Origin of the sequence: Paenibacillus sp. Pae15 (assembly GCF_024519685.1) — a bacterium.
Taxonomy (GTDB): Bacteria; Bacillota; Bacilli; order Paenibacillales; family NBRC-103111; genus Paenibacillus_G; species Paenibacillus_G naphthalenovorans.
In genome coordinates, this window is sequence record NZ_JALJRM010000030.1 from 31,954 (window position 1) to 53,796 (window position 21,843).

Consider the following 21,843-nt stretch of genomic DNA (forward strand, 5'->3'; position numbering starts at 1 on the left):
GCCTCGCTTTCCTGAGAGTTAGATACAGACTGGACTCTAATTTATGCCAATGGAGGGAATTGAACTAACCTTAGTATTCTTCGATTCCCAAGTGGTTATGCATGATACCTGGCGCTTGATCCTTGCGGTCATCGGTTCATTATGTAAGAATGTCCGCCGCTGTTTACATTATGTCCAAAAAAATGAAAACAAAACAGGGCCTCCTTACGGGTGCCCTGGTAAATCTTACTTGCCGTTTTCCGTCTTTGGAGCATCGGATTGAGGAGCGTCCGGTTGCGGAGCTTGCGTACCCGGCGTTTCTGCGGGCTTAGACTCTTCCGGCTTAGGCAGATTGTTCGTCTCAATAAGCCCAGGAAGCTCTTTCTCCATAAATTCATGCACCTTGTTTTGCGCCGCTTCAGAGCGTAAGTCCGGCTTTACTTCATCAAACGTTTTGGTTTTGCGGGATTCAACCTTCATGATATGGTAACCGAATGTCGTTTCTACCGGATCGCTGATCTGGCCGATCGGAAGCTCGATAGCAGCCTGTTTGAATTCAGGCACCCATTGAGAAAGAGGCATATCCGTATAGGTCCCCCCCTTATCCTTGGAGCCCGGATCTTCCGAATATTCCTTGGCCAGCGCGGCAAAGTCGCCGCCCTGCGTCAGCTTGTCCTTTACTTCTTTCGCCCGCTTTAAGGCTTCTTCCTTCGTACGGGTCTCTTTCCCCGTCGCCGGATCATTAATGCCGATGAGAATATGGCTGACCGTAGCGATATCGTAGGTGTTCTTGTCCTGCGCCAGCTTCTGGTCATAAGCCGCTTTGAGATCCGCATCCGGAATCTTGCTCTCTTCCGATACGAAAACTTGAATGCTCTGATGTACGAATTCATCCAAGTCCTTTTCCGTAATGTTGTTATCCTTCAGCAGCTTTTCCATGCCGCCTTCCTGCATGCCCATAAAGCTTTTAAGCTGTTCAAGCTGCTGCTGCGACTGCTTGTCGGCTTCCGCTTTCGCTTTGTCGTCCGCACGGGACGCCAGAATCTTGAACGCAACCAATTGATTCATCATGTCATGCTGAAACGCCGGCTCATCTTTATACTGCGCATACTGCTGGTTAAAAAGCAAATTGACGTTCATAAATGTTTCAAATTCCCCGCGTGTCACCTGGCCGCCGTCTTTGTACGTGACAAGCACTTCATCAGGATTGCCTTCCGGCGCCGCGGTGGAGCCGCCCTCGTCTTTCTTTCCGCATCCTGCCGTTACACCAATAATCAATATGAGTGCGAAAAGAGCCAAAAGCCCTTTTTGCAACGGGTTCCCTTTATTTTGCCACATTCTGCAGCTCTCCCTTCGATTTCAAAACACGCTTGTATTGTACCAGAAACCTTTCCAGCAAATCGATGGATTCTTCTGGTTTTAACCCTTTGCCCTTCAGCTCGATAATGATTTGCTGCCCGCCGATCAGTTTGATCCGATTCTCGAATTCGCCTGACAATTGGTGCAGCTTCTGCCCGTCCAAATTGTCGTTTTGTCCAGGGTGAATCCGAAGCTCGTAATCCAAACCTTTCTGCGAGATCGTTTCGATCCCATACATCGCGCCGTAGACCTTCAGGCGGGCCGCCTTGAGCAGATTGACCACCGCCTGCGGCAAATCGCCGAACCGGTCCACGAGTTCATCCTCCAGCTCCATCGCTTCATCCAAGGTTTGCACAGCCGCCACTTTTTTGTAAATTTCAATTTTCTGCACGCTGTCATAAATGTAATCGCCGGGAATATAGGCATCCAACTGAATATCAAGCTGCGTTGACCAAACCTTTTCCTCGGGCGTCGTTTCGCCGCCCATTTCCTTCTTCCGCTTATTAATTTCTTCTCCTAGCATCTGGGAATACAGGTCGAATCCAACCGATGCGATAAAGCCGTGCTGTTCGGCACCGAGCAAATTACCGGCGCCGCGAATGGAAAGATCTCTCATGGCAATTTTAAACCCGGAACCCAGCTCCGTAAACTCCTTGATGGCTTGAAGACGTTTTTCCGCCACCTCCGTCAGCACTTTGTCCCGCTGATAAGTAAAATAGGCGTAGGCGATCCGGTTGGAACGTCCGACCCGACCGCGCAGCTGGTACAGCTGCGAAAGCCCCATCTTATCGGCATCATGGACAATGAGCGTGTTCACGTTTGGAATGTCGACTCCGGTTTCAATGATGCTCGTGCTGACAAGAACGTCATATTCTCCGTCAAGAAAATCCAGGATGGTCTTCTCCAGCTCCTGCTCCGACATTTGGCCGTGAGCTACGGTCACCCGCGCATCGGGAACGAGCATCGAGATTTGTTCAGCCATTTGGGTAATTCCCTGTACACGGTTGTACAAATAGTATACCTGGCCTTCACGGGCAAGCTCCCGCTCGATCGCCTCACGTACCAAAGAAGCGCTGTACTCTACGACGTAGGTCTGTACCGGGAAACGGTTCTCCGGGGGCGTCTCAATGACCGACAAGTCCCTTACCCCAAGCATCGACATATGGAGCGTGCGCGGGATCGGCGTCGCTGTCAAGGTCAGCACGTCCACGTTCGTTTTGAGCCGCTTCAGCTTTTCCTTGTGCGAAACACCGAAGCGCTGCTCCTCGTCGACGATAAGCAGCCCCAAATCTTTAAATTGGATATCCTTGGACAGCAGCCTGTGGGTGCCGATCACGATGTCCACGGTACCGTTCTTTATGCCCTTCATCGTCTCCGTTTGTTCCTTCTTGGAACGGAATCGGCTCAATACGTGAATGTTAAACGGATAACCCGAGAAGCGTTCCCTGAACGTCTCGTAATGCTGCTGGGCCAGAATGGTCGTCGGTACCAGAACCGCCACTTGCTTCCCGTCGATCGCCGCTTTGAACGCTGCGCGGATCGCCACCTCCGTCTTGCCGTAGCCAACGTCGCCGCACAGCAGCCGATCCATCGGCCGGGGCTTCTCCATATCCCTCTTGATCTCCTCAATGGCACGGAGCTGGTCTGCTGTTTCCTCGTACGGGAACATCCCTTCGAACTCCTGCTGATAGGCGCTGTCTTTGGAGAATGCGTATCCGGGAGTCGCCTGGCGTTCGGCATAAAGCTTGATCAGATCGTCCGCAATATCCTGCACGGATGCCCTTGCCTTGCTCTTGACCCGGTTCCAGTCGGTCCCGCCCAGCTTATACACTTTCGGCTCTTTGCCTTCCTCGGCGCCTACGTACTTCTGGACATGGTCGATTTGATCAATCGGTACCGACAGCTTGTCGCCGCCGGCATACATAATGTGCAGATAATCTTTATGAATCCCGCCAACCTCAAGCGTTCCGATGCCTACGAATTTCCCGATCCCGTGGTTGACATGGACGACATAATCCCCAACCTTAAGCTCCTGGTAGCTTTTGATGCGTTCGGCGTTCTCAATCTTTTTGTCTACCTTGCGGGCCTTGCGCTGCTTTTGGGTGAACATTTCGGCTTCGGTAATGACGACAAGATGAATGCTGGGCAGCTCAAAACCGGTCTGCAGGCTGCCGTCCACAATCTGCGGCTCTTCAATGTGATAATCGGCCAGCACCCGCTTGATTCGCTCAATCCGTTCAGCCCCGCTGGCCACCATCATCACCTGGGCGCCGGATTTTTTCCAGCGTTCCATTTCGCTTTTGAGCAGATTCATCTGGCCGTGGAAGTTTTGCATCAACCGGCACATGAAATTGACGATATTCTGCGGCGTCACCTGCTGTACCTGACGTAGGAACAGCGACATGTACAGCGTTGGATAAGCTTTGCGAAGAAGCAGCGTCTCATAAGGCTTGGACAAGGCCAGCGCCGGGATGCATTCGCCGTCCTGCAGCGACGAGGTCGTCCATTCGGCCTCATCCTTCTCAAGCTGCTTTGCCGTCTCCAGCAGCCTCGAGGGTTCGTCTACAATGATAATCGAATCCTTCGGCATGTAATCCAGCAGCGTTTGCCGTTCCGGAAACAGGAGGGAGACATATTTGAATATCCCTTGAAAGTGCTGTCCTTCCCGAAGCAGCTCGATTTCGTGTCCCATGCCTTCAAGCAGCTTGTCTTTGGCGGCCCGGTCCGTCATTTTGCCGATCTGCTCCTGAAGCAGCTCGTAGGCATGCTGCGCCGCCGATTGTAACCGGTTACGATCGGCCACGATCTCGCGGCAGGGCAGAATGGTCAGTTCGTTCACTTTATCGATGGACCTCTGGTCTCCCGCATCGAACGAACGAATGGAGTCGACTTCAATATCGAACAGCTCGATCCGATACGGATGAGGCGATGTGAGGGGATACAAATCGAGAATTCCCCCGCGAACGCTCATCTCTCCCTTGTTTTCAACCCGCTCCACCCGTTCATATCCCAGCTCGACCATGCGGCTTACCAGCTGGTCCAGCTCCACGGTCTGCCCCACTTCAATGCGGAACTGAGCCTGAACGATGGAATCCCGGCTTGGAAGCAGCCTACGCATCCCCGCATAAGGCACTACGACGATGCCGCGGAAATCTCCAGCCAGACGGGACAGCGCATCCACTCGCTGTGCCAGCATCTCGGGGCTCGCGATTGCCGCCTCAGCGGCAAGCAACTCCTGGGCAGGGAACAAAAGCACCCGGTCCCCAGGCAGCAGTTCGGCTAAATCCTCGTACATTTTTTGTGCAGAAAACATATTGTGCGTCACGACAAATAAAGGCCGCTCCAGCTCCTCATAAAGCGAAGCGAGCATAACCTGACGCGAGGAACCAGTTAATCCGGCGATTAACTGCTCCCTCATCCCCGTGCGAATGCCGGCAACCACGGATTGAAAATCAAGATCCGCGGCGAACGCCCGAATTAAAGCCTGCAAAACAGGACACCCCTCTCAACCGCGTAACACTAAAAAGCCTATAGCGCACTCGCTTTAGGCCCGATTCATGTACATCATGCCGGACAGCCGGACGCGAATAGCCCCTACTGCAGAGGATTCGCGAGGAGCGAGAGCTCCGGATTGGCCTCCAGCGCTTCTTTGCAATAATCGCAAACCACCTTGACGGTGACATCCCCATTTGGGTTATACGATATTATATCTCTCCGCTCTTCAGGGGTCAAGAAATGAAAGCCCAACTGATACTCGCTCACTTCTTCCTGACGAATCTCCCCGATGGATGTTTGGCAATGACGGCATATGTATTTCACGGTCATGCGGCCTTCCTCCTCTCCGCTTTGCCGGGCAAAGCGCTTCTCTACGGACAACGGTCACCGGTACAATCGGCAATCCGCTGACATCATACTTAGTATGACCAAGAATGGAGGATTTTAGCCTGGGGTCGCTGGAGCTTGAATGCTTAACAACCTAACCGTTAAATTTCGCCATCGTCTTCTCGAATGTGTGCTCCAATACATATTCCATGGCCTCGCAGGTTCTATCCAGCACCTGAGGCATGCTTTGCCATTCTTCTTTGCTAAAAGGACTTAATACGTAATCGGCAATATCCCGGCCGGGTGCCGGACGCGAAATGCCCATTCGGATTCGATTGAATTTCTGGGAGCCCAGATGCTGTATGATGGATTTGATTCCGTTGTGGCCCCCTGCACTGCCCTGATACCTCAAACGGATACTCCCGTACGGCGTATCCAAATCGTCATATACCACAATCAGGTCGTCCGGGGACGCCTTGTAGAAATCCATAAATGCCCGCACGGACTCTCCCGACAGATTCATATACGTCTGCGGTTTAAGGAGAACGACCTTCTCCCCGGCCACCATTCCTTCTCCCATCAGGCCCTTGCATTTGTTCTGCGAGATTTGGATTCCGTGCTTGTCGGCGAATCGGTCCAGCGCCATAAAGCCGATGTTGTGCCGCGTCATTTCGTATTGCCGCCCCGGATTGCCGAGGCCTACGAACCATTTCAAGCCAACTGCTCCTTTCAAAACCATCCATGTAACTCCTACGAGTTAATCATACCCGAAAAAGCGCCCCAAGCCAACTTTCACATGACCCCGTTCATCAACCTTTTCCCCGAATCGGTAGAAGCTCCTGTCATTCGAGCATAATGGAAAAGCGTGTCGATCGACTCGCCCATCAACACGCTTCCTCTAAAAAACATACGGACCGTACGTCCGAACGTTCAACATTATACCGTTTTGTCGGCTTCCTCTTCTTCTTTCTCGAAAGCTCCCTCGACCTTGGCTGCAGGCTCGTCGGCGGCCGGCTCCTCCTCGGCTTCCTTCTGAGGCAGAAGAATCGTTGCAAGCACATCGTTCTCATCGGCTTTTACTTCGACGTCGGCAGGCAGTTTTAACTGGGACACGAGGATATTCTCGCCAACGTCCAAACCGGATATATCTACTTCTACTTCACTCGGGATATGCTGCGGCAAGCAGCGGATCTCAATCTCATGATGCTGGATTTGCAGAATACCGCCGGCCTTGACGCCAACGGGGTCTCCGATAAATTCAAGGCGGACCGTCGTGGTGACGGGCTCGTCCATATTGATTTGATGGAAATCGACATGCAGCGGCTGACGGGTGAACACATCGCGCTGCACTTCATTGATCATCACCGGCTGTTTGCCGAATCCCGGAACATCCATCTCGATAATGCCGTTCGGATTCGTTTTCAACAGGGTAAACAGTTCTTTTTGATCGATGGCGATTGGCGTTTGCGTCACTTTTTTTCCGTAAACGATACCGGGTACTTTTCCTTGCGCACGCAGCCGGTTGAGATCACCCTTCGTTCGGCCTGTACGAGCTTCCGCTTTCAATGTTGCTGCCATAGTTAAACCTCCTTCAATCTGGGCAAACCCAAGCTTCTACTAATTTACCCATTTGAAGGAGGTTCGAAACATAGAAAGGGAAATACGTCCTGCCGATGAAGTTCGATTACGGACGGTTCTTCTTCAGCTGCTCTTTCTTGGCCGCAAATTTGGCGTGAAGCTTCTCGGCGTAACCCGGCTTGTTTACCTGCCGCTCTCTGGCAATGGCAAGATCCCCCGCTTCGACATCATCGGTGATGGTCGAGCCTGCAACGACGTAAGCGCCTTTGCCGATTTTGACCGGAGCCACAAGATTGACGTTGCTGCCGATAAAGGCGTCGTCCTCCACCTCGGTCAGCTGTTTGTTATAGCCGTCATAGTTTACGGTAATCGCGCCGCAGCCAAAGTTCACATTCCGTCCAATCACCGCGTCCCCGACGTAACTCAAATGAGATACCTTGACTCCGTCAGCCAGTCTGGCATTCTTAATCTCAACAAAGTCCCCGATTTTCACGTCTTCGCCCAAATTCGAACCCGGTCGTAAGTAAGCGTAAGGCCCGACGGTCGTTCCGGCGCCGATCACCGCTTCCTGCAGCACCGAATGCTTGACCGTGATGCCGTTGGCGAGGGTGCTGTCTGTGATATCGGCCTGAGGCCCAATGACACAGTCCTCCCCGATCACTGTTTTGCCCCTAAGGATCGTACCCGGTAAAATGACGGTGTCCGCACCGATTTGCACATCCGCTTCGATATACGTATTCGAAGGGTCAATGATCGTAACCCCTCCGAGCATATGGCGCCGGTTAATGATCTGACGCATGTCCGCTTCCGCCTGCGACAGAGCCAGCCGATCGTTGACACCGATGGACTCCCGGATATCCTTCATCACGCAGCCTTCGATTTTTTCACCACGACTGACCAGAATACTGATCACATCGGTGAGATAGTATTCATTCTGGGCATTGTCATTCTTAACTGAGGCGAGAGCGTCGAACAGTTTCCGGTTATCGAAGCAATAGGTGCCTGTGTTGATTTCCTGAACCCTGCGCTGCTCGTCATTGCAATCCTTCTCTTCGACAATTCCGCTGACATGCCCCTGTGCATCCCGAATGATTCGGCCGTATCCGCGAGGCTCGTCGATCACCGCTGTCAAAATGGTAGCGGCCGTCCCCTTCTCCTGATGAGTCCGAATCATGTCCTGCAGCGTTTCTGCAGAAACCAGCGGCGTATCTCCACAGATGACGATGGTGATCCCGTCTTCGCCCTCAAGCAGCGGTTTGGCCTGCAGGACGGCGTGACCTGTTCCGAGCTGCTTCTCTTGCAATGCATATTCCACGCGATTCCCCAAATACGCTTGAACCGCTTCGGCGCCGTGGCCTACGACGACTACCGTACGCGAAGTATTTATATGTTCCAGTGTGGTGACCACATGACCGACCATAGGCTTTCCGCACACCGGGTGCAGCACTTTATATAGCTTTGATTTCATCCTCTTGCCCTGCCCTGCGGCGAGCACGACTCCCATGATGTTCAAGCTTTCCATCCCCTTCGTTCAAGTTAATCATTCTATGTTAGTATACGGGTCGGGGTCTTCAAAATGCAATCTCCGTACACCCGTTTCATGAGGAAAAAGAAAAAAGAGCCCACAGGCTCTTTAAGAACATCGGTTTATGCCCCTTCTTCAATTACTTCTTCATCCGCTGCGGCCCGTTCATATTCTGTCAGTACCGCCGATTGAATCTTCTCACGAGTGGAAGAGGAAATCGGATGCGCGATATCCCTGAATTCCCCATCCGGCGTCCTCTTGCTCGGCATAGCTACGAACATGCCGTTGTTACCGTCAATCACACGAATGTCATGAACTACAAATTCGTTATCGATGGTAATGGAAGCAATGGCTTTCATTCTGCCCTCGGAGTTTACCCGACGAAGTCTGACGTCAGTTATTTGCACCTCTAGTTCACCACCTTTTTCCATCTTGTTGGCTTGAGGTATAAATTCCACATTTTAGGGCAAATTCCTGCTTTCCATTCAAAATTTTTCCGCTTTTTTATAAATAATTTGTCTTTTTAAAATTATTCGACATTTAACGCTGCAATAAGCTCGATTTCGACAAAAACATCCTTCGGAAGCCGCGCCACTTCTACCGTCGAGCGAGCCGGCTTATGGTCTCCGAAATACGAAGCGTAGATTTCATTGATCTGGGCAAATTGATTCATATCTTTGATGAAAACGGTTGCCTTAACGACATCCCGGAAAGTCGCTCCGGCTGCCGCAAGCACTGCGCTTAAATTGCGGAATACTTGATGGGTCTGCTCTTCTACGCCTCCGGGCACCAATTGGCCGTCCGATCCGAGCGGAATCTGGCCTGAAGTAAATAGAAGCGATCCGACCCGAACCGCTTGCGAGTAAGGACCGATAGCGGCTGGCGCCTGGTCTGTTGAAATGATACTTATGTTCGTCATTGATTGATCACTCCTCATCAAAGGTATCGCCTTCACGAAAATAGTTGCCCGGCTCGACTGTGATTTGTTTTGTCTTCGGATCTACCGCGGACAGCTTGGCCAAAGAAACGTAATCTTCCACCAGATGCTCCTCCACTTCACCCGACTCTACAAAAACGCCCACGCCCTTCACCGTAGCTTTAAACTCCTGCAGCAGATCCATCATACCGTGAATCGTACCGCCGACCCTCATGAAGTCATCGATTATTAATACTTTGGATTCTTCCTTGAGCGCTCGCCGCGATAAGGACATCGTTTGAATCCGCTTGTTCGACCCCGAGACATAGTTGATGCTTACGGCTGAACCCTCGGTTACTTTATTGTCCCGGCGTACGATGACGACCGGCAAATTTAAATATGTGGCCGTCGAGTAGGCCAATGGAATACCCTTGGTTTCCACAGTCATGACCACGTCGATGTCTTTGCCCGCAAAAACGGATGCGAACATTTTGCCCACTTCGTTCAAGACCATCGGCTGTCCCATGATGTCGGACATGTATAAATATCCGCCTGGCAGTATTCTCTCCGGCTGCTCAAGCTGTCTGCACAGCTGGTTGATAAACTGCAGGGAATGGTCTCTTGATACTTTCGGGATGAACTTGACACCCCCTGCCGCGCCTGCAAGCGTCTGCAGTTCCCCAAGACCTTCTTCTTCAAACACTTCCTTAATGATGGCCAAGTCTTCGCTAATAGAAGATTTGGCGGAGTTGTAGCGGTCAGCGAAAGTCGTCAAAGGAATCAACGTATGGGGGCGAATTAGCAAGTATTGGGTCATTTCCACCAATCTTGCGCTTCTTTTCATTTTTTTCACTGGTGCACCCCCTAATTTACCACGCATGTTATAATAAAATCCGAATAATATAATGAAAATATAACATTTTTATACGTATTTATACAAGCACATCGCGAAAAATATAATGACACCAAAGTGACATTATCATCTTGTTCAAGTCAGCAGTCTTACAGCATAAACATCTTTGCAAAAGCCTCTTAGCCCGTTATAAATGCGAGGAACCTTGGCTTCTTTCGAAACCAGTCCAAAAACGGTAGGACCGCTCCCCGACATCAATACGCCGTCAGCCCCCAGTTTAGCCATTACTTCTTTCAGCTGCCGCACCTCCGGGTAAAGCTCCAGCGTAATTTCCTCCAGCACATTGCCGAGCTCCCCGCACAGCTGTTCGAACCGCTTCTCCCGGATCGCCTCAAGCACTCCCGCAGTGGAAGGATGCTTCCGGATGGCGCCGACCTGCAACTTGCCGTATATTTCCGATGTAGACACGTTGATCGGGGGCTTAGCCAGAATAACCCAACACTGCGGGGGTGATTCGATCGGCTCCAGCTTTTCGCCGCGTCCCCGTGCAATCGCTGTTCCTCCGGTTACACAGAATGGCACATCCGAACCGAGCTCTTCCCCGAGCTTCTGCAGTTCTTTCATCCCTATGCCAAGCCTCCACAACCGATTCAGCCCACGCAAGGTAGCCGCGGCATCGCTGCTCCCGCCGGCAAGTCCCGCAGCTACCGGGATTTTCTTATCCAAATGAATATATACTCCTTGCTTAACGTCATATCGCTCTTTGATCAGACGAGCGGCTTGAAAAGCGAGATTTTTTTCATCCAGCGGTATGTACCCGGCTTGACTCGATATGATGATCGTGTCGCGCGGCAGCTCCTGCATTTCGATCCGGTCCGCCAGATCGACCATGGTCATAACCATCTCCACTTCATGATAGCCATCTTCACGCTTATATAATACATCCAGGGACAAATTGATTTTTGCCGGGGCTTTCTCGAATACCTTCATAGGACACCTTCTTTACAACTGTCTGTCTATACGGGCTTACCGTTCTTCTCCTAATACTATACCAAAAACGGCACAAAAAAAAGCTAAAGCGGCCTCTTGGCTGCTCTAGCTTTCTTTAATGGTGCAATTACGGCCTGGAGTACGGGGAATACACCGGCGTCTGTACAGTTGGCTGCACGCCGCCGTACCTTGGCGCTAGGGATTCCTGAAACGGCGACGCTATCGCCCCCTGCGCGGGAATCGTACCTTGTCCGGGAGCCATCCCTACGTTTCCAACCGGGATCGGGTTCTGCTTTTGCAACGTTCCCTCCGCAATTTGGATTGCCCGCTTTACCATATTGCCCGCATCCTTCGTTCTTATGCCGCCCCAGCCTTCTCGCTGTACGGTTTCGTAGAAGCCGAGATCTTTGGCAAGTTCATATTTGAAAGCATCGGACATAACCCCTCTGCGATTTCTGCGCCCCATAACCTTACCTCCTTCGCTGTTGATTTGAAGTTAGTAAAAGCTAGTATGCGCCGATTCCAGGAAATCATGCAACTTTATCGACGGCAGCACCGTCTTATGAAGTACACAAGCAAAAACGGCTGACCGCTCGAGCAAGCCAACCGTTTATGTATTATTGTTGTATTGTAATCCGCACTTCTCCGTCATCGCCTTGCACTGTCACTTCAACCGATTCCGTCAAAATGTCTGCGTAGCTGTAAGAAACGCGCTTGAAGGTCTGGTGTTCCTGATCCAGCTTCACAATAAATACGGAAGGATAGGTTTCCTCCAATACACCGGATCTTTCGATGGTCTTGCGGCGACCGCCATTTGCTTTTAACATGATCTTTTGTCCGACATGAGGTTCCAAACTGCGTTTGATATCCAACAGCGTATTTTTAGCCATTGATCACTACCACCTCTTTCCTATTTAATTATAACGCAACAAAGGTAGTATGTCAATTTAAGCTGAATATTATATCAGCCATACAAACGTGTTGTCAATGACTTTTTTTCCTTGGTTTCTGCAGAAAAACATAAATCACCTTTACTTTCATTCACAGAATTGTCAAAAATTATTCTGGATGGATTGGAGAATTGAAAAAGAAAAAAAGCACCTTTCGGCGCTTAAGTCTGATTTGCGTGTTGAATTTTGGGCACGCCCCGGCGATAGCTGCCTCGTGATTCTATGCCGCCGAGCCCCTCCAAACCACTGTGTGTGAGCCCAATGACATCTACGATATTCACCGTATCGCGAATGGGCGTAAAAGCCACTTTAGCCGCGATGCACAACGGGTCAAGAGCATGAATCAGCACACGGGCGGGGGAACTGGCATAATTGGCTCCGGCTTGCAGCAGCGCTTCAAAATGGGATTGGCACGCACCGGCGATAATCGTCAATGCGTCACGGTTTTTTTCATATTGCCTTGCTGCGTGCACCGCATTCACGAAATTATGCGAATTTTTGTAACTGCTAAGCGAGGTAATGTCCCCTCTACTCCGGTGCTTCAGAAGGCCGTCATGTCCGGTCACCACTACAATATCGGGCTGGATTTGGGGCAGCAGGCGGTAGAGCGCATCGGCCATATGGGCTTCCGTCACATAGAATCCTTCGGCCGGTACCCGGAGCTCTCCGTATAAGACCATGCATTTGCGCAGATAAACTGGATCGCCATCCAGATGCAGCACTTTACCCGGCACGTCAAAATAAGTCGGACGTGACTTGGGCGCCGCACCCGGAGCTGTGCTGCTATCCCCCGCGTTCGGGCTTGCTTGAGATTGCGATGCATTCGTGCGCCTCATGGCATCCAACCATTTCGGACGGATCAAACCCAAATATTGAAAAGGATCGAGCTGAGGCATGGGTTCCAAATCCGGAAGCGGAGCATCGGCCAAAAGCCGCAGCTCTACTCCGCGGAGCACCGCCTGCTGCTGCCTGATTTCTTGGATTTTGAAAACTATGTCACCGCCATACGACTTACGAGTGACGAGGTCTCCCTGTTTCATGGCTGCATCGCCTCCTCGTCTATCGTATGGCGGATATAGGCAAATGGTGCAGGTGAATTGCCTATAACCCCTATGGAGGAGTTAACGGGAACTTAACGCTCTGGCAAGGTTCCGGCTCAGTACGGCATATTCTTCCATAGACAATGTTTCCCCGCGGCGGGAGGGCTCGATGCCTGATTGTTGCAGGATGACTTCCAGCTCGCTTTTCGTTTCTTTGGAGAAATATTTCGCCGCTAGATTGTTATATATCGTTTTGCGCCGCTGCACGAAGCTGGCTTGGACCACGTCAAAGAAAAAGGCCTCGTCTTCCACATCCACAGGAGGCGTCTGTCTTACTTTCAACCGAATGACCGCCGAATCCACATTCGGCTGAGGGATAAACACGGTGCGCGGGACGATCGTTACGACTTCGGGGATACAATAATACTGTACCGCAATACTGAGACTGCCGTAATCTTTACCTCCCGGCTTCGCAGCCATCCGGTCGGCCACTTCCTTCTGAATCATGACGACGATATTCTCCAGGGGCAGCTTTTCTTCGAGCAGCTTCATAATAATGGGAGTGGTCACATAGTAAGGGAGGTTGGCGACAACGCTAACTTGCGAGACGCCCTGAAAATGCTGCTCGAACAGCTCCTTCAGATCAACCTTCAGCACATCGCCGTGGACAACGGTCGTATGAGGATAAGGGGATAATGTCTCCTCAAGCATCGGCAGTAGTCTTTGGTCGATCTCAATGGCCACTACCCGTCCTGCCGCCTTGCCCAGCTGCTGCGTTAGGGCTCCGATCCCGGGACCGATTTCCAGCGCCCCTTTTTGAGGGGTCAAGTCCGCTGCAGAAACGATTTTATGCAAAATATTGTAATCAATAAGAAAGTTTTGACCTAAGCTTTTCTTCAAGGTAAAGCCGAACTTCTGCATCAGCTCTTTGGTTTTTTTCGGCGAGGCGATGTCCTCCACAGACGCTTGTCCCGCATCCGCCGTATCTGTAAAGCGATTGGTACTCATAACGCTGCACCCTCTTCTTCATCCAAATGCCGCCGCGCCGCCTCGAATTCTTCTTTTGTAATTTGAAACATGCGGCAGCGATGATAAAACTGTTTTCCGTTACAATAACCGATACCAAGCCGCTTGCCCATCTCAAGCCTTCTGGCGGCAGCCGCCGGGTGAACGATCAGACCGGCCTCCAGCAGATCGTTCCAGCCGATTTCCGTACCTTGGGCCATATAATCCGTGCGTACATTCACAAGCGCGGAACGAATCGCTTCCACCGATGCGTTCTCCACCCCAATGTCGCCGCGGCTGGTGGCCGCCTCCTGCGTCAGGAACGCATGCTTGCAGCCGGGGACTTCCTTGGCGATGATTTTACGTATCCTCTCCCCTGCATGATCAGGGTCCGTGAAAATGATTACGCCTCTGCGTTCCTGCGCCAACCGGATACGCTCCAGCACCTCTTTATTGATTGCGGAACCGCCGGTTTCGATCGTTTCCGCTTCGACGGCCCGTTTAATCGCAACCGTATCGTCTTTGCCTTCAACAACAATAATCTCTTTGATCATGGAATTCGTCCGTACCTACTTTCGCAACAAGAGAAAAGAAGAGGGACGTTAGCCGTACCTCTTCTTCATCTGTTCTATATATGATGAGTCTGCCCTAATTGCCCATCCTTAATCAGCCGACGGCTTCTTTGGACCGATGATATATACGGTTGCGCCATGTTTTGTTCCGAAGCGCAAAGCATAATCATGGCTGTCGAAATAAACGTCGATTTTATTTCCTTTGACTGCGCTGCCGGTGTCTTCCGCTCTGCGGAAGCCCAGACCTTCAATATAAACCCACCAGCCTATCGGAATGACCTTTGGATCGACTGCAATCGTGCGACCTTCCGTTACTCTCGTACCTGATGCCGTGATTCCATACTGCGGATGATCCGGATCCTTGCCTGTCGAGGCCGGTCCCGCGCTATACGCAGTGAGCTTCACGTTATTGATGACCTGTTTAACGTCGAACTTCACGCCGTTTCTGGTCACCTGTTCCAAGGTTGGCGAAGACGAAGAGAGTGTTACTACGGGATTCTTCGTTCCCACCGCAATAATTTTTTGCACACTTTGGGTTTGAATCTTTTCGTCAACGATTTGTTCGGATACGAGCACACCGTCTTCATAGACTTTTTCTTTCTTCTTGAGCAGAACGCCCTCTTGTCCTTCTTGAATAACCTGTTCTTTGCCTCTGATCAGCTTCGGCTCCGTCTTTTTTACCGTTTCGAAAGCGATCGGTTCTTTGATTTCCTCAACATTTTTCTTGACACGGACGATCTTGACTTCACTATTTTCGTTTATTGCCGCATTCAAAGCGGGAGTCACTTTATCAAGTTCACTGAGCTTGATCTTCTGATCGTCAAATAGCTGTTTGACCGTCTTTCCTGTCGTATATACGGTCTTGGTTTGCCCACCGTCTGTCAATTGTACCGGTTTGGCTTTCTCGATAATAATTCGATCTCCCGATTCCACCGAATCATCCAGAGAATGCGACACACGGTCGTGTTCACCGACAGAGATGCCTTGCTCATCCAGTATATGCTGCAGAACTGATTCTCTAGTTTGGAAAGTTTGCTCTTTTCCGTCTACAACAACCGATACGCTTTTGATTGACGTACCGTAATACATGATTAAAAACATGAAAGTCATAGCGAATAATATGAGTGCAATGATCGATATCATACGCAAGTTTTCATGCTTCCATCGCAATGCGAAGGACAAGCTGGATGATCGTCTTTCATGGGTTTGTTCAGGTGTCACAACGCCCACTTGTTCGGTCCTCCTTAAAGCCCCGCCATCCGAGTGTTATGCATGATTAGATCTGACGCGACTATGGTAAAGTATATTCTTCTCCAATTACCAACGTTTGCTTCAACGGCTATCAGAACCGTACTTGCCTAAGGCCACCTCCTGGAATCTTATTTTTTATGAACCGGCTTGGATCGTTATCCCAATGACGGGGGAATACAAAAAAAAGTCAGCGGAGAAGAGGAACCTTCCCGTGACTTTTCTCATTTTCCTCAAAATGAAAAGTTAAGCCGACGACAATCGTTACCTCTCTCTTAACGCTTACGAGGTTAGCTGACGGATTCGGACTTGAGAGTCGCCCTACTCGGAAGCAGCTGCCTGCCCCAAGATTCACCCCTATAAACACCACGTTCATCAACAGCGTAGCGCTGTGACATCCGCGATGCGGTTCCCCCGTTCCCTTACGGAACTCAGCGATGTTGGAATTTTGGCAATCGTATGAAGTTAATATTGAGTGTACGATGTGAAGGCTGGAATTGTAAAGTATACAAACTTTGAAAAAAATCTCGGATTTTACTCAATTATCATTGTTTTTTATTAATTTTTAAACCAAAACCATCTTTTTCTCCATTAGTCACAGTTTTTTGTTTTGTTTTCTTCGATTATCTTGTTTTGTATAAAAAAAGACATGTGTTCTTTTGTGTGAAAATTCACTTTATACCGAAAATGGATATGGCATTCCTCGAGGTAATCCCGGCCAATTCTTCCAGTGAAATGCCCTTGATTTGGGCTGCCGTCTCAGCTACAAGACGAACGTAAGACGATTCATTCCGCTTGCCCCGATACGGATGAGGAGCAAGGTAAGGCGCGTCCGTTTCAATAAGCAGCCGATCGAGAGGAACTTTTTCCAGCACCTCCTTGGGCTGTTTTGCATTCTTAAACGTGACCGGTCCTCCAAACGAGATATAGAAATTCATGTCAAGGCACATTTTGGCTGTTTCCCAGCTCCCGGAGTAACAATGCATCACACCGCCAACCTCCGCCGCCTTTTCTTCGCGCAAAATTTGCACAACATCGTGATGCGCATCCCGGTTATGGATGACAATCGGCATGCCGAGCTTACGTGCGAGCCGGATTTGCTCACGAAACACACGGGCTTGTACATCCTTTGGAGACGTATCCCAATAGTAATCCAGCCCGATTTCTCCTATAGCTACCACCTTCTCATGGCGGCAAAGCGATTCGATCCATTCCAAATCGTCCGGGGTCATATCCTTTGCGTCTGTCGGATGCCAACCCACGGTCGAATAGATAAAGTCATACTGTTCTGCCAAAGCGATGGAGCTGGGAATGGTTTCCCTGTTAAATCCGACATTGATCATGTGACTAATTCCGTTCTCTCTTGCTCTTTGAATCACTTCGTGTCGATCTTCATCGAATGCCTGTACGTTTAGATGCACATGCGTGTCGATCAGCATATGAACATACCCCTTTCTTCGCCATTGCGACAATGTTCAGGACAGACCTAACAGGATGCGAACATCAGCGTCCAGTTCCTGCAGATGGTTCAACAGCAGCTCATGAGGGTAATACAAATGGTATTTCCCCATATGAATACCGCTGATCGAGCGGACAATCTCCGATTTGCAGGAGATCTCCGATAATGTGTTTTTGGAATCCAGCAGCAAGATAGGCAGCTTCTCATCCTGCTCTCCGGGACGGTACACATCATACGACAGATCCGACGGGAAATCAATTTTCAGGTAATAATCCGGATCGATTCCAAAGCTTTGCAGCAAGCTTCCCAGGCGTTCCATCAGTTGAGTGTCGATACGCTCGAGCGTTATATATTTGAACAAACGCCGCTGCAAAAACCGGGAGCACAGATCGGAGAGAATCGGGTCTTTCTCCAGGGACCACTGCATCAAGACGGTTTGCATGAACGCTTCGTCCAAGAAGTAATATTCGTCTACCGTCAACTGCTGCTGAAACAGCTTATGCAGCGGAGCAATCATAAACTGGAACCGGTATCCCTCCTCATAAAGCTTTTTGGCTCTTTGGAAAATACTGTGGAGCACCACTTCCGCGCTGCGGGTTACCGGATGAAAATAAACCTGCCAATACATTTGATATCGTGACATCAAATAATCTTCCACAGCATGCATGCCGCTCTCTTTGACTACAATATGTCCCTGGTACGGGCGCATGACCCGAAGAATCCGATCTAAATCAAAGGTACCGTAATTCACCCCGGTAAAATAAGCGTCCCGAATCAAATAATCCATCCGGTCGGCGTCCAGCTGGCTGGATACAAGACTGACGACGATTTCTCTGTGATACGTTTTGGAGATGACGTCAGCCACTTGCTGAGGGAATGCCGGAGATACGCGCCGCAGCACTTGATTGACTTCCGTATCCCCCAGAACAATGCGGCACGACCATTCTTCATGGTGGCTCCCGAACGTCTTTTCAATGGAATGGGAGAACGGACCGTGTCCAACATCATGCAGCAAAGCAGCGCACAGGCACAGCAGTCGTTCCTCTTTGGGCCAATCCTCATACTGATTCCGTTCAAACTGGGATATAATCCTGCGTGTGACTTCATAAACACCAAGCGAATGAGAAAACCGGCTGTGTTCTGCACCGTGAAAGGTCAAAAAGCATGTGCCAAGCTGACGGATACGACGCAGCCTTTGAAATTCTTTTGTATTGATCAGATCCCAAATCGTTTGGTCTTGCACATAAATATACTTATGTACCGGATCCTTGAACACCTTTTCTTCTTTCATCGGCGTGCTCATAGCTTTCCTCCTTGATCAATGAACTATTATTCGACAAACAAATCAGTATATTTGATAATTTTGTCGAATTATGTCGATTTTACTTTCCAATCCTTACTTTTTTTTCTATGTAAACGGTGAAATAAAATAATGAAAAATCGTATTTTTTGTGACAATACACTTTGCAAAAATGTGTGATATCTCACATTTTACTCGATTTTTTCTTTAAGATATAACAAATACAGAGTCATATTCCATAAAATAACATGAAATTGACTCAATTTTTAGTTGACTATTTTTGGAATGGTTGGTATCATATTCGTAAAGAATTATGTCGAATCATGACGATTAATTTTCTTCCAAAATGCTTCTTACTTATACTTCTTGGAGAGGGGAATTTTTATTATGATGAAATCTACAGGTATCGTAAGAAAAGTTGATGAGCTGGGTCGTGTCGTTATTCCTATCGAACTTCGCAGAACGTTAGGCATTGGCGAAAAAGATGCTCTTGAAATTTACGTAGACGGAGAGCGCATTATGTTGAAGAAATATGAGCCGGCCTGTATCTTCTGCGGCAATGCTGAGAACGTCTCTTATTTCAAAGGGAAAATTGTCTGTCATGAATGTTTATCTGAAATGCCAATACCTGTGACAAAATAAAAAAAATAAGGTATAATGAAGATAGCAATTTTATCTAAGGTAATTCTAACCTTTTTCATATCTCCTCTATAACCCCGATTCGTGGTTTCCTCGAATTAGGGTTCTTTTTTTAATCAACCCCCTAAATCCCCCTTCCAAGGGGGACCCCATGGGCGGCTGCCCCTGGACCCCGCTCGGCGCCTTGATGGACGTTTGAGCGGGAGGAGCGCTAACGTTCGGAATCACCTCTTGGATGAGGTGATCGGGCACACGCTTGATTGCGGCGTTCTTCCGTTGGAGTGCATGTGCGGACTTTGGGTGTTTTTTGGAGCGACTGACCGCCGTGGGGACGCATCCGGGGCAAGCCTCAACAGCTCTTGTTCGGGCAAAGTGAGCTCGCTGCCAAGGCAGCATCGCAAGATCAAAGGCAAGGTCAACCACAACAACAAAACCCACAAACCAAAAAGCAAAACCAAAAATCAGTTGCCCTGGTGAAGCAGATTGTATAGCTCGCGCTTGGGGACGCCGCGGTCTTGGGCGGCGCGTCTCAGCGCTTCCTTATGGTCGAAGCCCTCAGCCTCGTACCGCGCTACATGCTCCTGCGGCGTCAAGCCAGTCCACCATGCGGCATCATCATCCGACTCAGCAGAGCTTTCGCCGTTGCTGCCGCGAATAACAAGGCAATACTCGCCTTGGGGCGGGTGCTCGTCCAAATGAGCCAAGCATTCCCGGATCGTACCGCGGACGGCTTCCTCATACTTTTTGGTTAGTTCCCGGATAAGACAAATTTCATGGTCCTCGCCAAGGATTTCCGACATGGCGGTTAACGTTTTTACCAGCCGATGAGGCGATTCATAGCAGAGTACCGTGCCCGGCTCACGCTTTAGCGCTTTAAGCTCCTTTTCCAGCGGCTTCTTGTCTCGCGGCAGAAAACCGACAAAGGTAAAGCGCTCAGTCGGTAACCCGGACATGATGAGCGCGGAGAGAGCCGCATTAGCACCGGGAACCGGGATAACGTCGATTTCAGCGTCAATCGCAAGCCTTACCAAATCTGCCCCGGGATCGCAAATGGCCGGAAGCCCTGCATCACTGACCAGCGCGATGGAATCGCCCGCCTGCATTAGCCGCACCAGCTCCGGTCCGCTCGCATGCTTATTGTGTTCGTGGTAGCTGACCATCCGCGTAGCAATGTCGAAATGCGTAAGCAGCTTACGGGTTTGCCGGGTATCTTCAGCGGCAATCCATTGAACTTCCCGCAGTACGCGAACCGCCCGGTACGTCATATCCTCCAGATTTCCGATCGGCGTCCCAACCAAATACAGTTTTCCGCGCTGCTCTCCAGCATCATGGTAACTCTTTTGAATGTTCAAGTTGATCTATTCCTTCTATTATATATGTTCTCTGTATAAGCAAGTTTATCTCGACGGCCATAGTACACTTCGAACAGTTCGTCGGTGTATTCCTTTTCGTTCTTGTACACAATCAGCGGCGGAAGCATGCGCACTTCCGGCTTGCCATCACGCAGCGCTTCGATCAGCACCATGTTGGCCTCCGCGTTTGCCCGCGGATGAACAAAACGTATGCGTTTGGGTTCCAACCGGTATTTTCGCATAGTGCAGCAAATATCAACCAACCGGCTTGGCCTATGCACCATCGCTACCCGACCGCCGCTGCGAACGAGCCGGCTGCTTACCCGCACGACATCATCCAGTGTGCAGTACACCTCGTGCCGGGCTGCGGCGACATGAGCATTCACATTCTGTTCCCCATTGGGAACGGGCAGATAAGGCGGATTCACGGTCACCAGATCAAATTGCCCATGGCCAAGCTGATCAGGGGCATCACGCAAATCACCATGGATCATCGTAATTTGTTTTTCCAATCCGTTGAGCAGCACATTCCGTTTCCCCATATCGGCCAGACGCTCTTGAATCTCCACCCCGATAATCGATCCACGGGTTCGCGTCGTCAGCAGCAGCGGTATAACCCCATTGCCTGAACACAGATCGACAATGCTGCCCGTATGCGGAACAGAACAAAACCTCGCCAACAGAACGGCATCCATGGAGAAGCTGAATACTTCATCGCTTTGAATGATTTTCAGTTGTTGGGTTAATAAATCGTCGACCCTTTCATATTCATATACCGGTACTTGTTCCAACACAAAATTCCTCTTTCCTTCAAAAAAACCGTAGAGAAGTCCATCCTCCCTACGGTTCGCTTTTATTTATTCAAAAATGACATGCAAAACAGACAATCGCCTTCCGTTCGCAAATGCCCGTAATTCACGTTACAAATGTGGAATCCTTCATGATAGATGCGGGCCAGATTGTCATAGCCTTCACCGGTAGGCTCCTTGACTAAAACGGAGGCGGCCGCAGGATCCGTACTTGCGTCAGCGACTTTACCTACCGCCAGAAGAGCAGGAGTGATCGGCTCCGTCTCTTTCTTTAACAGCTTGCGCAGCTGCTGATTCTCAATGCTCAGCCGCTTGTTTTCCTCAAGCAGCTCAATAATTTGCCGCTTCAAAGATCCGAGCTCGGAATGCACAACACCCGTTTGCTCTTCCAACTGTTCGATTTGTACGAATATATCCCTTTTATTCACTCTTTCTTCACCTCAAGCC

The 21,843-nt window shown here is 50.0% G+C and carries 21 protein-coding genes, 1 pseudogene and 1 riboswitch; of the genes and pseudogenes, 1 reads left to right on the forward strand and 21 read right to left on the reverse strand.

The annotated features are described in order from the left end of the window. Positions 1-225 precede the first annotated feature (225 nt). The 18 genes and pseudogenes from NR121_RS20560 to NR121_RS20645 all read right to left on the reverse strand — a co-directional run bounded on the left by NR121_RS20560 (position 226) and on the right by NR121_RS20645 (position 18,599). Positions 226-1,317 (reverse strand): peptidylprolyl isomerase, encoded by a 1,092-nt coding sequence (locus NR121_RS20560; protein WP_054819639.1) that lies wholly within the window; start codon positions 1,315-1,317, stop codon positions 226-228. Then, positions 1,304-4,828 carry a transcription-repair coupling factor gene (gene mfd, locus NR121_RS20565; RefSeq protein WP_062410336.1) on the reverse strand — a complete coding sequence of 1,175 codons (3,525 nt, stop codon included), beginning with the start codon at positions 4,826-4,828 and terminating at the stop codon, positions 1,304-1,306. Before mfd ends, NR121_RS20560 begins: the two co-directional genes overlap by 14 nt. A gap of 104 nt (positions 4,829-4,932) precedes the next feature. Continuing rightward, entirely contained in the window at positions 4,933-5,163 is a 231-nt protein-coding gene (gene fin, locus NR121_RS20570; RefSeq protein WP_062410335.1) for an anti-sigma-F factor Fin, read from the reverse strand. Between the two features lie 151 nt (positions 5,164-5,314). Further along, complete coding sequence (gene pth / locus NR121_RS20575) at positions 5,315-5,875, reverse strand: aminoacyl-tRNA hydrolase (protein ID WP_054819644.1); 561 nt, start codon at positions 5,873-5,875, stop codon at positions 5,315-5,317. 221 nt (positions 5,876-6,096) lie between these two features. Next, positions 6,097-6,738 carry a 50S ribosomal protein L25 gene (locus NR121_RS20580; protein ID WP_054819638.1) on the reverse strand — a complete coding sequence of 214 codons (642 nt, stop codon included), beginning with the start codon at positions 6,736-6,738 and terminating at the stop codon, positions 6,097-6,099. A gap of 106 nt (positions 6,739-6,844) precedes the next feature. Further along, entirely contained in the window at positions 6,845-8,251 is a 1,407-nt protein-coding gene (glmU, locus tag NR121_RS20585; protein ID WP_054819643.1) for a bifunctional UDP-N-acetylglucosamine diphosphorylase/glucosamine-1-phosphate N-acetyltransferase GlmU, read from the reverse strand. Positions 8,252-8,385: 134 nt separating this feature from the next. Continuing rightward, positions 8,386-8,670, reverse strand: a complete 285-nt coding sequence (spoVG, locus tag NR121_RS20590) for a septation regulator SpoVG (RefSeq protein ID WP_054819642.1) — start codon at positions 8,668-8,670, stop codon at positions 8,386-8,388. A gap of 122 nt (positions 8,671-8,792) precedes the next feature. Beyond that, positions 8,793-9,182, reverse strand: a complete 390-nt coding sequence (locus tag NR121_RS20595) for a RidA family protein (RefSeq protein WP_054819637.1) — start codon at positions 9,180-9,182, stop codon at positions 8,793-8,795. Between the two features lie 7 nt (positions 9,183-9,189). Beyond that, positions 9,190-10,032 (reverse strand): pur operon repressor, encoded by an 843-nt coding sequence (gene purR, locus NR121_RS20600; protein WP_062410332.1) that lies wholly within the window; start codon positions 10,030-10,032, stop codon positions 9,190-9,192. A gap of 135 nt (positions 10,033-10,167) precedes the next feature. Further along, on the reverse strand, positions 10,168-11,022 hold the full coding sequence (ispE, locus tag NR121_RS20605) for a 4-(cytidine 5'-diphospho)-2-C-methyl-D-erythritol kinase (RefSeq protein ID WP_062410331.1): 855 nt from the start codon (positions 11,020-11,022) through the stop codon (positions 10,168-10,170). A 286-nt stretch (positions 11,023-11,308) separates the two neighbouring features. Further along, positions 11,309-11,488, reverse strand: a pseudogene (locus NR121_RS20610) (small, acid-soluble spore protein, alpha/beta type); the annotation flags it as partial. Between the two features lie 151 nt (positions 11,489-11,639). Further along, the gene (gene veg / locus NR121_RS20615) at positions 11,640-11,912 is read right to left on the reverse strand and encodes a biofilm formation stimulator Veg (protein WP_054819635.1); all 273 of its coding nucleotides are present in this window, start codon (positions 11,910-11,912) and stop codon (positions 11,640-11,642) included. A gap of 221 nt (positions 11,913-12,133) precedes the next feature. Further along, positions 12,134-13,012: a sporulation peptidase YabG gene (gene yabG / locus NR121_RS20620; RefSeq protein WP_062410330.1), complete on the reverse strand. Its 879-nt coding sequence runs from the start codon at positions 13,010-13,012 to the stop codon at positions 12,134-12,136. Between the two features lie 81 nt (positions 13,013-13,093). Then, positions 13,094-14,020, reverse strand: a complete 927-nt coding sequence (gene rsmA / locus NR121_RS20625) for a 16S rRNA (adenine(1518)-N(6)/adenine(1519)-N(6))-dimethyltransferase RsmA (protein WP_054819634.1) — start codon at positions 14,018-14,020, stop codon at positions 13,094-13,096. After that, positions 14,017-14,571 (reverse strand): ribonuclease M5, encoded by a 555-nt coding sequence (gene rnmV / locus NR121_RS20630; protein ID WP_174351228.1) that lies wholly within the window; start codon positions 14,569-14,571, stop codon positions 14,017-14,019. Before rnmV ends, rsmA begins: the two co-directional genes overlap by 4 nt. Before the next feature lie 108 nt (positions 14,572-14,679). Then, positions 14,680-15,819 (reverse strand): resuscitation-promoting factor, encoded by a 1,140-nt coding sequence (locus tag NR121_RS20635; RefSeq protein WP_174351227.1) that lies wholly within the window; start codon positions 15,817-15,819, stop codon positions 14,680-14,682. A gap of 281 nt (positions 15,820-16,100) precedes the next feature. Next, a riboswitch (cyclic di-AMP (ydaO/yuaA leader) is annotated at positions 16,101-16,284 on the reverse strand. A gap of 224 nt (positions 16,285-16,508) precedes the next feature. Next, a complete protein-coding gene (locus NR121_RS20640; protein ID WP_054819633.1) occupies positions 16,509-17,276 on the reverse strand; it encodes a TatD family hydrolase in 768 nt (255 codons plus the stop codon). A 36-nt stretch (positions 17,277-17,312) separates the two neighbouring features. Further along, complete coding sequence (locus NR121_RS20645) at positions 17,313-18,599, reverse strand: HD domain-containing protein (protein ID WP_256831848.1); 1,287 nt, start codon at positions 18,597-18,599, stop codon at positions 17,313-17,315. Between the two features lie 384 nt (positions 18,600-18,983). Between NR121_RS20645 and NR121_RS20650 the strand changes: the two genes are divergently transcribed. Beyond that, positions 18,984-19,238: an AbrB/MazE/SpoVT family DNA-binding domain-containing protein gene (locus tag NR121_RS20650; protein ID WP_010501678.1), complete on the forward strand. Its 255-nt coding sequence runs from the start codon at positions 18,984-18,986 to the stop codon at positions 19,236-19,238. Positions 19,239-19,696: 458 nt separating this feature from the next. Here the strand turns inward: NR121_RS20650 and rsmI are convergent, their stop codons facing one another. The 3 genes from rsmI to NR121_RS20665 all read right to left on the reverse strand — a co-directional run bounded on the left by rsmI (position 19,697) and on the right by NR121_RS20665 (position 21,824). Further along, positions 19,697-20,593: a 16S rRNA (cytidine(1402)-2'-O)-methyltransferase gene (gene rsmI / locus NR121_RS20655; protein ID WP_171006035.1), complete on the reverse strand. Its 897-nt coding sequence runs from the start codon at positions 20,591-20,593 to the stop codon at positions 19,697-19,699. Further along, the gene (locus NR121_RS20660; protein WP_054819631.1) at positions 20,584-21,378 is read right to left on the reverse strand and encodes a tRNA1(Val) (adenine(37)-N6)-methyltransferase; all 795 of its coding nucleotides are present in this window, start codon (positions 21,376-21,378) and stop codon (positions 20,584-20,586) included. The genes rsmI and NR121_RS20660 overlap by 10 nt, the downstream gene beginning before the upstream one ends. A gap of 62 nt (positions 21,379-21,440) precedes the next feature. Further along, entirely contained in the window at positions 21,441-21,824 is a 384-nt protein-coding gene (locus NR121_RS20665) for an initiation-control protein YabA (RefSeq protein WP_054819630.1), read from the reverse strand. Positions 21,825-21,843 lie beyond the last annotated feature (19 nt).